This is a genomic window from Aerococcus sanguinicola (genome assembly GCF_001543145.1).
Classification (GTDB): domain Bacteria; phylum Bacillota; class Bacilli; order Lactobacillales; family Aerococcaceae; genus Aerococcus; species Aerococcus sanguinicola.
On sequence record NZ_CP014160.1, the window covers coordinates 1,755,730 to 1,770,078 of the forward strand.

Genomic DNA, 14,349 nt, shown 5'->3' on the forward strand with positions numbered 1-14,349 from the left:
GAAGTGATTGACCTGGCTTTTGTTATAGCTTCTAAAAGCTTACTGATTATTTTTCTAAGATAGTTTTGTTAACAACATTAAGGTCTTCGTCTAAATCGTAAACGATAGGTTCACCAGTTGCGATTTCTACTGAAGGAATATCTTCGTCAGAGATGTTTTCTAGGTATTTAGTGATGGAACGGAGGCTATTGCCGTGTGCCACAACTAAAACATTTTTGCCTTGTTTTAATTCAGGAGCAATGTGGTCTTCCCAGTAAGGTAGGGTACGCGCTAGGGTATCTTTTAAGCATTCGCCAGCAAGCAGACGGTTTTGGTCTAAGTCAGCATAGCGTGGATCATCGATGCCTTCTTCAGCTAATGGTGGGCGAACATCGAAAGAACGACGCCAGATGTGGACTTGTTCATCCCCATATTTTTCAGCGGTTTCAGCTTTATTTAAGCCTTGTAGGCCTCCATAATGACGTTCGTTTAAGCGCCAGTTTTTGTTGACGGGTAAGTAGAGACGGTCCATTTGGTCTAAGACATTATAAGTCGTTTGGATGGCACGTGATAACATGGAAGTATGCACCGTGTCGAATTCAATGCCAGCTTCTTTAAGGTCTTGACCAGCTTTTTGAGCTTCTTTAACCCCTTTTTCTGAGAGGCGAGGGTCTAACCAACCTGTGAAAACATTGGCTAAGTTTAATTCACTTTCGCCGTGACGGATGAAAACTAATTTCATTATAAAATTCCTCCTAAAAATAATTAATGAACAAGCATTATTATTCACCAAAGCAAATTTGCTTTGCTAACCTATATTTTACGCTATTTGAAGATTAGGGGCAAATCCTTTTGCTAATATCCTTAAATTAAAAGCGCTTCCATAAAATATTATTAAATTTTAATAATTTTCCACGTGAAAAGTGTAGCAATCTGTTTGGTAAGCTGTTATAATTAGAGACAGATCTGTTATATTGTGAAATTAATTACAAAAGGAGATGAATTTATAATGGATACGACTAAAGCATGGAAAGGCTTCACTGGTAAAAAATGGCAGGAAGAAGTTAATGTTCGCGATTTTATCCAAAATAACTATACAGAATATACGGGTGACTCTTCATTCCTAGAAGGGCCAACTGAAAATACTACTGAATTATGGGATCAAGTGATGGACTTAACCAAACAAGAACGAGAAAATGGTGGCGTTCTTGATATGGATACAAAGATTGTATCAACTATCACCTCTCATGATGCAGGTTACCTCGATAAAGATAAAGAAAAAATCGTTGGGGTTCAAACTGATGAACCATTCAAACGCTCCTTACAACCATTCGGTGGTATTCGGATGAGTGAACAAGCTGCTAAATCTTATGGCTATGAAGTTGACTCTGAAATTTCTCATATCTTCCGCGATTGGCGTAAGACCCACAACCAAGGGGTATTCGATGCTTACACACCTGAAATGCGTAAAGCTCGTCACAACAAGATCATCACTGGTTTACCAGATGCTTATGGTCGTGGTCGGATTATCGGTGACTACCGTCGTGTTGCCCTATACGGTATTGACTTCTTAATGGATGAAAAATTACAAGAATTCAACGATGGTGATGGCATGGATATGTCACAAGACGTTATCCAACACCGTGAAGAGTTATCTGACCAATACCGTGCTTTAATTGAATTAAAAGAACTTGGTAAGACATATGGCTTTGACTTAAGCCGTCCTGCAGAAAATGCTCACGAAGCTATCCAATGGTTATACCTAGCTTATCTAGCTGCCGTTAAGCAACAAAATGGGGCTGCAATGTCATTCGGACGTACGTCTACCTTCTTGGATATCTATATCCAACGTGACCTTGAAAACGGAACTTTAACTGAAGTTGAAGCGCAAGAACTCATCGACCACTTAATCATGAAATTGCGTATCGTTAAATTTGCACGTACCCCTGAATACAATGAACTCTTCTCTGGGGACCCAACTTGGGTAACTGAATCGATTGCAGGTATGGGCTTAGATGGACGCTCCTTAGTAACTAAGAACAGCTTCCGTTACCTACAAACCCTGAAGAACATGGGTACTGCTCCAGAACCAAACTTAACTGTTCTTTGGTCTAAAGACTTACCACAAGGCTTCAAGGAATTCTGTGCGGAAATTTCAATTAAGACCAGCTCTATCCAATATGAAAATGACGAAGTTATGCGCCCACAATACGGTGATGACTATGGGATTGCCTGCTGCGTGTCTGCTATGGAAATTGGTAAACAAATGCAGTTCTTCGGTGCCCGCGCTAACTTAGCTAAGACTTTACTTTACGCTATTAACGGTGGGGTAGACGAAATTTCTAAAGTACAAGTTGGACCTCGTTACCAACCAATCGATAGTGAATACTTAGACTATGATGAAGTGATTGACAAATTCGATGACATGATGGACTGGATCTGCAAACTCTATGTGAATACATTAAATGTGATCCACTATATGCATGATAAGTACTCCTATGAAAGCCTGGAAATGGCCCTCCATGACTCCCATGTTAAACGGACCATGGCAACAGGTATTGCTGGCTTCTCCGTAGCGGTTGACTCACTCTCAGCAATTAAATATGCTAAAGTTAAACCAATCCGTGATGAAAATGGGGTAGCTGTTGACTTCGAAATCGAAGGCGACTATCCAAAATATGGTAACAATGATGACCGTGTTGATGAAATTGCGGTTAAACTCTTGAAGAAATTCATGACTAAGATCCGTAAGACACCTACTTACCGTGGTTCTGTCCATACAACTTCTATCTTAACCATCACTTCTAACGTCGTTTATGGTAAGAATACAGGGTCAACTCCTGATGGCCGTGAAGCCGGCGTGGCCTTTGCACCAGGGGCTAACCCAATGCACGGACGTGACTCACACGGTGCCTTAGCAAGTCTTTCATCAGTGGCTAAATTACCATACACCTACTCAATGGACGGTATTTCTAACACCTTCTCAATCGTACCTAAGGCTTTAGGTCGTGATGAAGAAACTAAGATTGATAACTTAGTGTCAATGTTAGACGGTTACTCTAAACAAGGTGGCCACCACTTAAACATTAACGTCTTCGACCGTGATACCTTGCTTGACGCGATGGATCACCCAGAAGAATACCCACAATTAACCATCCGTGTATCTGGTTATGCGGTGAACTTCGTTAAATTGACTCGCGAACAACAATTAGAAGTTATTAACCGTACCATGCACGAAGGGATGTAAGCTCGACGACTTAAGTAATGAAATGAGGAATCATGATGACAGAAACAATTGGCTATGTCCACTCTCTTGAAAGTTTTGGTTCTGTAGATGGTCCTGGGATTCGCTTTGTTTCCTTCATGCAGGGCTGTCGCTTAAGATGTCAATTCTGTCATAACCCAGATACTTGGAAGATTAATGCGGGAACGCCTTATACGGCCGAAGAGCTCTTCCGAGAAGCTGTCAAATATCAGCCATATTGGGGGAAAAAGGGTGGCGTAACCGTTTCTGGGGGAGAACCATTATTACAGATTGATTTCTTAATTGAATACTTCAAATTGTGCAAAAAGCATGGTGTTCATACAACTCTGGATTCTTGGGGGGGGCCTTTCACCCGCGAGCCAGAGTGGTTGGCTAAGTTTGAAGAACTTTTGGAATATACAGACCTGATCTTGATGGACGTGAAACAAATTAATCCTGAACGTCACCTCAAGCTAACGACAGCACCTAATGAGAATATCTTAGACCTCTTCCGCTTCTTGCAGGAAAAAGGTCAGCCTATCTGGATTCGCCATGTCCTCGTACCAACGCGGACGGACTTTGACGAAGACCTACAGGGGCTCTCTGACTTTATCCAGAGTCTAGGTGATATCGTTAAAAAGGTTGAAATCCTTCCTTACCACACCATGGGAGTTTATAAGTACCATGAACTTGGCATTCCATATAAACTTGAAGGTGTGGAGCCACCAACAGAAGACCGCGTAGCCAACGCTAAACGTATCCTGAAAGTCGATGACTACCAAGGTTACCGGTCCATGTAATAGGCTTGGCCAGCATCCTGGTCAAAGCATCTCAACATCCCCAAACAAGTCTCTTGAGGCTTGTTTGGGGGTGTTTTTATCTTTTAATATGCTCCTTTTTGCACACTTTTGCTTTGAAATGATAAGAATATTAGTTAAAATCAAAGATTTTCCTGAAAAAATCAAACAAATTGATAAATATCTGCTATAGTTAATAAGTAATGAATTTGAAATGGGAGGAATTTAATGGAAAAAGGTAAATTATTTTATGGTTGGTGGATTGTCCTCGGGGCCATCTTAATCCTAGCCTGTATGGGACCAGCCTCTGTCGCAGTTGCTAATCTTTTCCAACCACATGTGGTTGAGGAGTTTGGTATTGCTAATAGTGCTTTTGCAATTGTGAATTCAATTGTTTTAGGCATGGGGATCTTTGTATCACCCTTTGTCTCTCAAATGTTTGCTAAGCGTGGTAATTTTAAACGTTTTTATTTGATTGGTATTCTCGTTTATGCCATTGCTTATGGTTTGTATGGCTTTGCACCAAATATTTATGTTTTTTATTTCTTATCTATTTTTGTTGGTTTTGGGTACACAGCCACGACGATTATTCCAGTATCCATGCTGGTTAATAATTGGTTCGTCAAATCAAAAGGGACTGCCTTAAGTCTATCCTTCGCTGGCTTAGGTGTTGGTGGTATTATCTTTAGTCAATTACTCACTTTCTTGATCCAGGAAGTGGGTTGGCGGATGTCCTACTTGACTTATGCTATTATCATGCTGCTTGTCTGCTTGCCTATTGTTCTCTTCCTCTTTGTTGAGAAACCTGAAGACAAGGGCCTTCATGCTTTAGGAGCTGGGCAAGTTGATCAAAATTCTGAAGATACGACCAGCCAAGCTGGGGTTAATTTACCGATGACAGAAGTTGTTAAGAAACCATTCTTTATCATGCTTCTGATTGGGACAGCCTTTATTGGTATTTCGAATAATGGGGGCTTAGGACAATTCCCACCGGCCGTTCAAAATTTACACGGTGCTGAAAAGATGGCTCTCATGGTTTCCATCTACTCTGGTGTTGGTATCCTAGGCAAACTGATCCTTGGTGTAGTTAACGACAAGTTTGGTGTACGGCTAGCGACGATTTATGCGTCTGCTCTTTGCACCTTGGCCTATCTCCTGATGATGTTAGGGGCTAATTACAGCTTTGTTCTCATCATGTCTGTATTATTCGGCTTAGGGAATGCGATCGGTACGGTCTTACCGCCACTGATGGCTTCAGCTATCTTTAGCTCTGAAGACTATCCTAAGGCTTATGGTTACATGCAGAGTGCCTTGATGCTCGGGATGACTTCAGGCTCACTCTTAGCAGCAACAATCGCTGATGTCAGCGGTTCTTACAACTATTCATGGCTTACTTTAGCCATCTTGTCGATCTTGATGGCTGTTCTTTGGGTAGGCGCTTATCAACGGTCACAAAAATTTATGACCAAATAAGTTACATACGAAAGAAAAAAGAGGCTGGGACAAAAGTTCCGGCCTCTTTTAAAAAAGCGTACATTTTTCAAAAACGTGTTCCAAAAGTCAGGCCTGACATCCACTTCACGAACTATGTCCAATCGTTTACCAACGATTGGACATAGTTCGTTCCAGTGGTTCAGGCCTGATCGACTTTTGTCACACTCTTTTTGGTATTTTAGGCTGGGGTCAATGTTTAGGCCTCTTCTGCCTTATTGGCTAGGATCGCTTTGACCACCTTCAAGCGGGTAAATTCTTCCCTTTCTTTTTCTTCCAGAGCTGAGGAGATGGCAACTTGGGCATCTTCTAGCTGTGGAATGGTAATATTTTGCAGGGCATTGACCCGCTTTTGCGTCTTTTGAATGTTATTCGCTAAACGATAGGCTGAGTTTTCAATCTCAGCTAGTTTAACTTGGAGCTCTTTGACCTTTTCAAAGGCAATGCGGGCTTGGTCAACAGCAATGCTTGTATCAAAGAGTGAATAATTAGGTTCAAGTTTTTCTTTAGGCAGCCGCGTTTCAGGGATTTCTGTCCCCATAACGCTACGGATCTTGATGTCCAGGGCGTCGGAAATAGGAACACCATAAGCGGCTTGTTCGACATTAACCATGCCAATCTCACCGGTAGCAATACTCAATTGTTTGTAGGCTTCGCCGTAAGCGGCCTTTAATTTTTCTTGGATTTGACTGGCTTCTTTAGATAAGGTCATGATTTCGTTCATGAGAATCATCCGCTTGCGGTCCATCAGATTATAACCGTTGCGGGAGAGTTTGAGCGATTTTTCAACCTGCATCAAGTTACCCCGAGTAGGGGCAGCATTAATATCCATTAGGCCTCACCATTTTCTTCACTTTCTGGCTCATGATCACTGGAGTCATAGTAGCGGTCTAGAATCTTAGTATCCATTCGGTTCAATTCTTCACGTGGGAAGGCCCGCAGGAGTTCCCAAGCTAGGTCTAAACTCTCTTGGATCGTCCGGGTCTCATCAGCAGCTTGACCAACAAATTCTTCTTCGAATTTTTCACCAAATTCCAGATATTTTTTGTCAATATCGGATAGTTCTTCTTCCCCAATAACGGAGGCTAGGCTTCTCGCTTCCGCGGCGCCTGAATAAGCGGCGAAGAGTTGGTTGGCCACATCTTCATGGTCTTCCCGGGTATAGCCTTCACCGATTCCGTCTTTCATCAAACGCGATAGGGAGGGGAGTACACCGATTGGAGGGAAAATATTCTTACCGTAGAGGTCACGGTCCAGAACGATTTGTCCTTCCGTAATATAGCCGGTTAAGTCAGGGATAGGGTGGGTGATATCGTCATTGGGCATAGTTAGAATAGGGATTTGGGTTACTGACCCCTTGCGACCTTGGACGATGCCGGCCCGCTCATAAATGGTTGCAAGTTCAGAATAGAGATAGCCTGGATAGCCCTTACGTGATGGGATTTCTTGCTTGGCAGAAGAAACCTCACGTAAAGCCTCACAGAAGGAGGTCATGTCGGTTAGGATGACTAGGACTTGTTTGCCTAAGTCGTAAGCTAAGTATTCCGCTGTGGTTAGGGCAACCCGTGGTGTGATCAGACGTTCCATGGCCGGATCGTCTGCGGTATTGACAAACATGGTCACATGGTCGAGAGCGCCACTTTCCTCGAAGGATCTTTGGAAGAAGTCGGCAATATCATGCTTAACGCCCATGGCTGCAAAGACAATAGCAAATTCTTCATCACTGTTATCCCCAAGTTTGGCTTGTTTTACAATTTGGGCAGCTAACTCATTGTGGGGCATCCCGTCGCCTGAAAAGATAGGTAACTTTTGTCCCCGGATGAGTGTCATCAGGGTATCGATTGCGGAAAAGCCCGTCTCAATATAGTTCCGGGGATAGATCCGTGAGACAGGGTTTAAGGGCGCTCCATTGACTTCACGAGAGATATTGGAGTGGATAGCTCCAAGGCCATCGATTGCTTCCCCAACCCCATTGAAGACCCGTCCTAGGATTTCTGGTGCAAGTTCAATCTCCATCCCATGTCCGCTAAAACTAGAGTGCGTGTTGTCTAAGGACATGGAGGTGGTAGCATCAAAAACTTGAACCATAGCACGTTCGCCTTCAATAGCGATGACTTGGCCTTTTTTTAATTCACTGCGGTTGACGCGAAAGTTCACAATGTCACCATAAGCGGCACCGCGTACGCCATCGACGACAACAAGAGGACCGTCAATGGACGCTAAACCGAGATATTCTATTGGCATTTATATTCCCCCTTATCCGTTTTGTTCGATAGCTTGGTCATAGAATTGGTCGATGCTTTGATAGTAATGATCAAAGGCATCCAAGTTATCATTAGCTACATTAAATTTCATATTGATGACTTCATTAAAGATGGGTGACTGTTGGAGATAGGACATCGGCATCCCCCATTGGATCAGTTGTTTGGATCGGTGGTGGAGGTAGAGGATGACGTCCAGCATCTTAGCTTGTTTTTGAATAGGCACATCCCCGTCAATCTCATGGAAGGAAGACTGTTGGAGAAAAGCTAAGCGAATAACCTTAGCAGTTTGTAGGACAAGTTTTTGGTGGTCCGGTAAGATATCTGAACCAATTAACTTCACGATTTCGTTGAGTTGGTCTTCCTCGTGCAAGAGGGCCATCATTTCAGCCCGGTTTTTGATAAAGTCTTCACTGACATTTTTATTATACCAACCGGACAATTCATCTACATACTGACTGTAGGAATTCATCCAATTAATGGCGGGATAGTGGCGGGAGTGGGCGAGGTTAGAATCGAGCCCCCAGAAACAACGGACAAAGCGCTTGGTGTTCTGGGTCACAGGTTCAGAGAAGTCGCCCCCTTGAGGTGAAACAGCACCGATGATGGAGACGGAACCGTTTTGGTTGTTCAAGGTTTCCATATCACCGGCTCTTTCATAGAAGGTGGCAATCCGACTGGCTAAATAAGCAGGGAAACCTTCTTCGGCTGGCATTTCTTCCAGACGACCTGAGAGTTCCCGCAAGGCTTCCGCCCAGCGTGAGGTGGAATCGGCCATAATCGCTACATCATAGCCCATATCCCGGTAGTATTCGGCAATGGTTAAGCCCGTGTAGATAGAGGCTTCCCGAGCGGCTACCGGCATGTTCGAGGTATTAGCAATCAGAACGGTTCTTTCCATCAAAGGAGCATTAGTTCGTGGGTCGATCAACTTACTGAAGTCTTCGAGTACTTCTGTCATTTCATTACCCCGTTCGCCACAACCAATGTAGACAATCACATCGGCATCCGCAAATTTAGCGATCTGGTGCTGCATAGTGGTTTTACCTGTTCCGAAACCGCCTGGAATAGCAGCCGTCCCACCTTTAGCAATTGGGAAGACACTATCTATAATACGCTGGCCGGTGAGGAGAGGTTTAGAACTTTTTAGCCGGTTGGCGACAGGCCGAGCTTGGCGGATGGGCCATTCTTGGAAGGCCTTAATTTCTTGGATAGAACCATCGAAAGTCTGCAGCTTGACCAAGGTATCGCTAACTCGGTAGCTACCACTTGGGACGACTTCAGTTACTTCACCAATCATACCAGAGGGGACCATGACTTTGTGGACTAGAGACCGACTTTCTGGAATTTCAGCAATGATATCTCCGCCGCTTACTTGGTCACCCACTTTAACGAGGGGGCTAACCTCCCATTCTTTATCTTGGTCTAAGGCATCGACTTGGACCCCACGTTTAATGTAGAAACCTGTCTGCTTTTCAATTTCTTTAAGCGGACGTTGGATCCCATCATAAATGTTGCCGAGCATACCTGGACCGAGGGACACTTTGATTGGCATGCCTGTTCCATGGATGACTTCACCTGGTTTCAGTCCCTCGGTTTCTTCATAAACTTGGATAGTGGTGTAGGCTTGGTCGATCCGGATCACTTCACCAATTAAGCCTTGTTCACCGACATAAACCATTTCTTGCATGGAAAAATTGGTTTTTCCTTTGACCCGGACAATTGGACCATTGATTGCATAAATCACGCTAGCCATTAATTAATCACCTCTTTAATTGTAAAGTTCTCATCTTCTAAGTTAAGCAAAGTCGAGAAAGAGTAGTCGAGGAGAATATTCCGTTCCCGCATGACCCCCCGAATGCCTCCGGTGAAGTCCCGGTCTGATAGGGTAATGTCGTGTTGGACCGCTTCTTTTAGTTCAGCTTGTAGGCTGGCGTCGGATTGGTCGAGATAGATATCGCATTTCTCGCCTTGGGCAAAGGCCAGGATATTCTTGACGACTTCTTTAAGCTGGTCGAGATAGGCTGGACTTTCCTTATAATTTTGAATGGCTGCTTCAAATTCTTTAAAGAGGGCTTCTTTTACTTTGTTCTCGCTCAAATAGAGTTCTCTTTGTTGCTTGATTTGTAGTTCGGAAATTTCTTTGTTGTATTCTTTATGGACAGCTTGCTTATTGGCTTGCAATTGTTCATCAAAGTCTTGGTCAGTCTTTTGGATGAACTCATTGAAATCAGCCTCTAAGTTTTGGCGATATTGGTCGACTTGTTCATCCACATGCTCTTTGACTTGGAGCTTAACTTCTTGGTTGAAATAGTCGATTTTTTCATTTAATTCCAAAGGGGACACTCCTTACTAGATTGATATACCAATTGCTTGACGGATGGTCTTGGCAATTTGATTTTCAGCTGTTTGGAAATCTTTGGGACCTTGTAATTCGACAATCAAAGGGGTGGCTTGGTTAAAGCGAACCTCGTCAATGATTTCTTGATTGGCTTCTATTAAGGCAGGGGAAATCATCACAATGCCGTAGTCTTTATCCTTGATGACTGCGTCAAAGTTGGGCCGAAAGTCTTTTGCTTCTTGAACAAGCACCCCATCAATTCCCGCCAAACGCATACCCGTTAAGCTATCTAGGTTATCACTAATGACGTACTGTTTCACAGGGTAGATCTCCCTCCTAGAGTTGACCTAAAATCATAAAGGAAATAATCAAACCATAAAGAGCCACACCTTCGGCCAAGCCGACAAAGATTAGGGAACGACCAAAAATTGAATCGTCTTCACTAATAGCACCAAGGGCTGCACTGGCTGCACTCGCTACGGCAATCCCGCCGCCGACACATGATAATCCAGTTGATAGGGCAGCTGCTAAGTAGCCTAGACCAGTTGCTAAACCATCGCTAGCTGCAGCTGTTTCTGCCGCTTGGACACTTTCGGGGTGGTAGGCTAAGATCAAAGCAATAGCAACACCAGAGACTAGGGTTAAAATATTGCCTGCCAGGGTCTTCTTATACCGATTACGGGAGGCTTTACCAGAGAAATAGTAAGCAAAAGGAAGGACAAAAGCTAGTACAAAAGTAGCAGTGAGGGTTACTTTAATCATCATTTCAATCGTCATTTATAAAACTCCTTTTTTTATTCTATATTGTTCCAAATACTTCTAAATTCAATGCCGTTGCCTTCATAGAAATGGCTAAAGATTTCATAGAATTCTAGCCGGAGCACTTGGATGAAGACAACAAGCCCTTCAAAACCAACCACAAATAGGTTGCCGAGAATGAAGACGAGCCAGTTGACATGGTCTAAACCTGCTTCTGCATTCGCAAACATGAGGACAACTCCCATCATCGCACCGTGGCTTAGTGCAAAAGCACCGACCCGGACGAAGGAAATGGTGTTTGAGAAGTAGGTTAAGAGGGTTTCGAAACTTTCAAAGAAAATTGAAAGTAGGGTAATGACTAGTCCATCTTGGCCCTGGTTTTTTTGCTTCAAGATAAAGTTTTTAATTTGTTCATTGAAGGCAATGGTGATAAAGCTTAGGGCTAAGATAAGTAAGAGCAGGCCTAGGGCTGGGATAGCATGACCGCTCATATACATCACAAGCATGAAAACCAGGATACCGTAGAAGATGAAACCAGCTATTCCATTGCGGTCGAGGATGGCTTCAAGCTTCTCGCCGTTCTTAAGGCGTTTTTGGATGTTTAAGAGCATGGTCATTAAAATCAGGAACATCCCGAAGGCCACCGATACGATGAAGACGGTATTCAATTGCCCAAAGAAAGGAACCTGGGTCATGGCTCCCATGGGACGCAGCCAGATAGCTTCTAGGACATCTTCAAAGCCGAAGATAGTCCCATAAAGAAAACCGAAGATCATCGACGATAAGCCGATGGGGATAAACATCTTAGCCAAAGCAAGTTTGGGCTGTAAGAAACCGATGAAACCGAGCAACATTAGAAGAATGCCGTGTCCAACATCCCCAAACATTGCCCCAAATAGTAGCGAATAGGTAATTGCGACTAACCCCGTTGGATCCATCTCGTGATAGTTAGGGACACCGTACATGCGCGTGATCAATTCAAAGGGTCTTACGAAAAAATTGTTTTTCATTTTAGTTGGAGGGGTCATGCTGGAAGAGGAGTCTTTCTCGTCTTCAATGTACATGGTGACTTGGTCATCATGCGCTACAGCATCCTCCAAGCTCTTTGTTTGGTCACTAGGCATCCAACCAATCAGCAAGTAGCGGGTTTCTTTTTGGGCAAATTCTTCTCGCGTAATCGCGGCGTATTTTCTGACGCCGTAAGCTTGGGAGAAGTCCCGCAGCCGGTGTTTGGCCTTGATTAGGCCATTGATATAAGGCTTAGTGAGGTCATGGAGCCGGCGTTTGGATTGGTTAATTTTTTGTTCCAGGATACCGAGCTCTTGGCCAAGGTCATCCACAATCTCTTGGATGGTCCCGCTGCCTTCCGGTAGGCGGATTCGTTCCCAAGCTAGGGAATAGTAGAGGGCGTCTACCCGCTGCCGGGCTTCTGTGGTCGTGAAGTATACGCCATAGACATAGTCCGCTAATTCTTTCGATTCAACGAAGATGGAGGGGACCATGGCATCAATATATTTTTTGAATTTGTAGAAATTTTCTTTGGTAAAACGACCAAAGCGGAATTTTAAATGGGTCATAGCCAGGATGTCTTCGAGTGGGTAATCAATACCGGTAAAGGGTTTAAAGGCATCATAGTGGTCCTTTAATTCTTGGTAGGAAGCCTCATAGCTAGCAAGCTCTTGACGTTCACCTGATAATTGTTCCTCGGTTTGCTCGATGAGGTCCTTGACGCCCTCGAAGGTCAGTTGGTCGTCGCGCATATCGCGGTAGGTTTCTTCCTTATAGTTGGCATTAGCTAAAAGTTTATCCACCCGGTCTTCCCAAGGTTGGTAAGGATTAGGGGAAGTATAAGATTTTAGGGTTTTAATTTCGGATAATTCTTTTAAGGCATTCACTAAATGGACATCATAGTGACTGAGATACTGGTCAGCCATGCGGTCAATGTCATCGCGTGGGCCAGTGATGTTCACTAGATTCATCTGTGTGATCATCTATTCAGACTCCTTTCTTATGCAGTTAGATGAGCATAGCTGATTTTTTCAAGCTCTTGAATGAGTAGGCGAGCTTCTGTCTCCTTATCTTCTAAATATTCGAAGATAGTGAGCATGGAGTGGGGCAGGGCCCGGACATAACGCTGAAATAATTGGTCCACAAGTTTATGTTGGGCTAGCAGTGGGAAATATGCTTGCGTAAAGTCTAGAGTTTGACCGTAGCCTAAGTCATCAACGATGGCTTGGAAGCTTGATACATCATTAGTCAGGAGTAATTGGTCAAGAACGGGGTCTGTCAAGCGGTGGTAGGTCTTAAAAAGAGCTGGACGGATTTCTGTTTCATCATAGTGAAAAAGAAATTTTAAACGGTAAACGATACAAATATTCATCAAATCGTAGCTCGTTCCATTCAGTTTTTTAAAGTAAGTTAATTCCTTTGCTTTTAACACCCGGCGTGCCTTGCGGTCGACATATAAGGCGATATATTGGTCGAGGGCCGACTCTAATTCATAATGATTGTAGGAATCCACCTGGTTATTGAGCGCAAAATTTTCAAAAAATGGCGCATAGATAGTATCCCTAAAGCTATGGATGACATCATGGATAGAGTGAGCAACCAGCAATTCCGCCGTATGAAAGCGGCGGTTTTTATCCAGGTAGTCCGTAAAGGGATTAAGGCTTAAATTTAGCTGGTGCAGGTTATCCATTTGGTGCATGACTTCTTTAATAAAGGAAACTTCATAGCGTACCCCAAAGAGTTGCAGGGCTTGTCTTTGCTTGATACTTGCGAAACGGTAAAGTTTGATGAAATCAAGCTGGACACCATGCATAATAACGGCTTCGAGCTCATCACGAGGGATTTGTCTTGGCAATTGTTCCGGCATCACTTGCCGGTAATTACTTTGGCTAGAAAGAAAGCGATAAAATTCATCGATGGTATTGGCTGTCAAGTCTTCCTGGATAAAGCTAGGACTCAAGAGTTTGGCACGCATGGCACGAATTTTGCTTTCAATAGCAGTGTAATCATTCATTACGGCTTCACCCCTAATTTTTTCACTTTTTCCATGAAATCATTAACATATGTCGATTGCTTTTGTTCAACCAAGTTCTTTATGGTATCGACTTGCTGGTTGAAATGCTGGGTCAAGCTGGCCTTTTCCTCATCCCGACGTTTTAAGAATTTTTGCCGGTAATGATCGAGTTCTGCTTGGTAAGCTTGGGCTTTTTCTTCCCGGTACTTGGCTTTGCGTTCATCATAAGATTGACGCAATTGGAATTTTTCTTCCTGTACCTTAGCTTCACTGTTCTCAGCCTTTTTTTCAATCGCGACAAGTCGTTCAATGACCTGATTCACTTGCTTTCGCCTCCCTTTCTATTTGAAATTAATATTCTTTTCAGAACATGAGTATATTATAGGTAATTCAAGATATGATAGCTGTGTAAAAAGGTCACAAAGATGCAAAAGGAATCAATAAATCTCCTAGGG

The 14,349-nt window shown here is 43.5% G+C and carries 13 protein-coding genes; 3 read left to right on the top strand and 10 right to left on the bottom strand.

All coding sequences use genetic code 11. From position 1 onward, the window contains the following. Positions 1 to 46: 46 nt before the first annotated feature. On the bottom strand, positions 47 to 724 hold the full coding sequence (gene gpmA / locus AWM72_RS07820) for a 2,3-diphosphoglycerate-dependent phosphoglycerate mutase (protein WP_067976620.1): 678 nt from the start codon (positions 722 to 724) through the stop codon (positions 47 to 49). Between the two features lie 264 nt (positions 725 to 988). On the opposite strand from gpmA, the gene pflB reads away from it, so the two are divergent. From pflB to AWM72_RS07835, 3 genes are all read left to right on the top strand, one after another. Further along, positions 989 to 3,226: a formate C-acetyltransferase gene (pflB, locus tag AWM72_RS07825; RefSeq protein WP_067975894.1), complete on the top strand. Its 2,238-nt coding sequence runs from the start codon at positions 989 to 991 to the stop codon at positions 3,224 to 3,226. A 32-nt stretch (positions 3,227 to 3,258) separates the two neighbouring features. Further along, a complete protein-coding gene (pflA, locus tag AWM72_RS07830) occupies positions 3,259 to 4,023 on the top strand; it encodes a pyruvate formate-lyase-activating protein (RefSeq protein ID WP_144435184.1) in 765 nt (254 codons plus the stop codon). A 225-nt stretch (positions 4,024 to 4,248) separates the two neighbouring features. Continuing rightward, a complete protein-coding gene (locus AWM72_RS07835) occupies positions 4,249 to 5,493 on the top strand; it encodes an MFS transporter (protein WP_067975900.1) in 1,245 nt (414 codons plus the stop codon). A gap of 217 nt (positions 5,494 to 5,710) precedes the next feature. On the opposite strand, the gene AWM72_RS07840 is transcribed toward AWM72_RS07835, so the two are convergent. From AWM72_RS07840 to AWM72_RS07880, 9 genes are read right to left on the bottom strand one after another with little or no spacing between them, the layout of a single operon-like run. Next, positions 5,711 to 6,343, bottom strand: coding sequence for a V-type ATP synthase subunit D (locus AWM72_RS07840; protein WP_067975904.1), 633 nt, complete (start codon positions 6,341 to 6,343; stop codon positions 5,711 to 5,713). Beyond that, a complete protein-coding gene (locus AWM72_RS07845) occupies positions 6,343 to 7,755 on the bottom strand; it encodes a V-type ATP synthase subunit B (RefSeq protein ID WP_067975908.1) in 1,413 nt (470 codons plus the stop codon). Before AWM72_RS07845 ends, AWM72_RS07840 begins: the two co-directional genes overlap by 1 nt. A gap of 12 nt (positions 7,756 to 7,767) precedes the next feature. Then, positions 7,768 to 9,528, bottom strand: coding sequence for a V-type ATP synthase subunit A (locus AWM72_RS07850; protein WP_067975912.1), 1,761 nt, complete (start codon positions 9,526 to 9,528; stop codon positions 7,768 to 7,770). After that, positions 9,528 to 10,109, bottom strand: coding sequence for a hypothetical protein (locus AWM72_RS07855; protein ID WP_067975917.1), 582 nt, complete (start codon positions 10,107 to 10,109; stop codon positions 9,528 to 9,530). The genes AWM72_RS07850 and AWM72_RS07855 overlap by 1 nt, the downstream gene beginning before the upstream one ends. Before the next feature lie 15 nt (positions 10,110 to 10,124). After that, the gene (locus AWM72_RS07860; protein ID WP_067975922.1) at positions 10,125 to 10,433 is read right to left on the bottom strand and encodes a V-type ATP synthase subunit F; all 309 of its coding nucleotides are present in this window, start codon (positions 10,431 to 10,433) and stop codon (positions 10,125 to 10,127) included. 16 nt (positions 10,434 to 10,449) lie between these two features. Next, positions 10,450 to 10,890 (bottom strand): ATP synthase subunit C, encoded by a 441-nt coding sequence (locus tag AWM72_RS07865; protein ID WP_083272349.1) that lies wholly within the window; start codon positions 10,888 to 10,890, stop codon positions 10,450 to 10,452. Positions 10,891 to 10,907: 17 nt separating this feature from the next. Beyond that, positions 10,908 to 12,863, bottom strand: coding sequence for a V-type ATP synthase subunit I (locus AWM72_RS07870; protein WP_067975926.1), 1,956 nt, complete (start codon positions 12,861 to 12,863; stop codon positions 10,908 to 10,910). Positions 12,864 to 12,880: 17 nt separating this feature from the next. Further along, positions 12,881 to 13,894: a V-type ATPase subunit gene (locus AWM72_RS07875; RefSeq protein ID WP_067975929.1), complete on the bottom strand. Its 1,014-nt coding sequence runs from the start codon at positions 13,892 to 13,894 to the stop codon at positions 12,881 to 12,883. Beyond that, complete coding sequence (locus tag AWM72_RS07880) at positions 13,894 to 14,217, bottom strand: hypothetical protein (RefSeq protein ID WP_067975933.1); 324 nt, start codon at positions 14,215 to 14,217, stop codon at positions 13,894 to 13,896. Before AWM72_RS07880 ends, AWM72_RS07875 begins: the two co-directional genes overlap by 1 nt. Between the last annotated feature and the right edge of the window lie 132 nt (positions 14,218 to 14,349).